Source organism: Armatimonas sp., from assembly GCF_043760365.1.
In the GTDB taxonomy this organism is placed as follows: Bacteria; Armatimonadota; Armatimonadia; order Armatimonadales; family Armatimonadaceae; genus Armatimonas.
The window spans coordinates 1-1,665 of record NZ_JAYUPA010000472.1 but is presented as its reverse complement, the minus strand read 5'-3'; the positions used below and the strand labels follow the sequence as shown (position 1 = coordinate 1,665).

The window sequence follows — 1,665 nt, the reverse complement described above, 5'->3', positions numbered from 1 at the left end:
GTGGCTTGTTCACGGGGTAGGCATCGGGATCAAACGTAAAGACACGCTTAGGGCTAACCTGGCAAGGACTCTCTGGTGTGTCAAAGAGCATCGTCTGTGCTTGGGTTCGCATAGCAGTTTCGATATGCTCCCCGATTTTATGCTCCAACGCGGCACGCAAGCGCATCCGTTGTCCAGCGAGAATGTCCAGAGTTAGCTCACGCTTCTCTGTCAGATACTCCAGAACCTTCTGACAGAAGTAGGCTTTCTGCGCTTGGGGAATACGAGGCTCTCTGATATGCCGGTCCAGCCAGACCGCCAGCGAGTAGGTACTCTCTCGCTGTGTCTCTAACCCTGCAATACTATACTGTGCCATACGCTCCGCAATTTTTTGAATGTCTAGCTTGCCACGCTCCGTAATATCAAACTCTGCGGTGACACCACGCGGTGGCTCAGGCTCAAACTCAGTCTGTGTGAGAGTTGAGGCACACTCGGAAAGCCTCCAAGTGGCAGAGAGAAAGCTCTCGGGTTCCAAAGGTTCCGCTTCGCCGTCTTGAAAGAGCGTGAGCTGAGGCACCGAGAAGCGCTCGCCGCGCTGAGCGGGGGCGAGTTTTTGGGCATAAAGTGCCGCAAGCCCTGAATCGTTTGGCAGATTTAGCCTCGTCTGGAGCATCTGCTTCACTTCGCCTGCGGTAAAGCCGCTCTCGACAAGTGCCTCTTCCAGTTGCTTCACACAGCGGGCGAACTCCCCGGTCACATAGATATAAGCTTTGTTAAGACTGGCGCGGCTTTGCTTCTTTGCACCCGGCATTCGCAACACGCGCCCAAGCAACTGCTCCACCGCCGTTGCGGACTTGCTATCGCGCACTGAGCAGAGGATATAAGCAAAAGGGCAGTCCCAGCCCTCGCGCAGTTTATCTACTGTAATTACCACACGAATCGGGCAGGTGGGTAGGGCAATGTCAATGCCCTTTAGCTCCTCCCGGTTCTTGTACTCCACTGCGATCCACTCTTTAGGAACGCCCGCTTTCTCGACCAGATATGTTTCTAAATACTCTACCGTGAGCGCTTCATTGCTCTTTTGTGCCTGAAGCAGCAGCAAGGGCCGCAGGTACGAGCCTCCCGCTTTCTCCTGCGCTTTTGCTTCGTCCTCTAGCTCCGTACGCTTAAGCAGGGCATCCCTTACAGACTCCTCCCAGTGCGGCGACTCCTGCATAAAGAGAGGCATCTTAATCATCGCGTCGCTTTTAAGCTCGTACGCACTGGTTCGATGGAGCACATTGGTATCCCATTTTTGCTTATCCGGTGTCGCCGAAAGCTCTAGGATGGCAGCAGGTGCAAAGCGCCCCAGCACTTGAAACGAGAGGCCCGAGACAAACCGGTGTGCTTCGTCCACAATGACTAGAGGCCGGTGCAGTGCCAGCACGTTGGCAAGGGAATACCTTGCGCGCCCCGTCTCGCCTAGCTTTTCGAGCCTTGCAAGCTCTGTCTGTACCCGCTTCGAGAAGTGTCCACTGAGCGAGCCATTGTCATCGTAGACCTTGCGCCCCTCCGTTTCTTCCACCCGAAACGCGGCCATCGTGCAGGCTATTACCACGGTACTTGTGTCTATCGTCGCGGGAGATAGCGAGAGTGCTTCGGGTGCTGTGAGAATCTCCACGCTCCCATCGGTTGTGGCTTCGAGTG

Annotated in this window: 1 protein-coding gene; it reads right to left on the bottom strand. The window is 55.3% G+C overall.

Annotation, left to right across the window (positions count from 1 at the left end; genetic code table 11):
- Positions 1-1,665 (bottom strand): DEAD/DEAH box helicase (locus ACH2EH_RS11045; protein ID WP_395141625.1); only part of this gene is annotated, 1,665 nt, incomplete at both ends.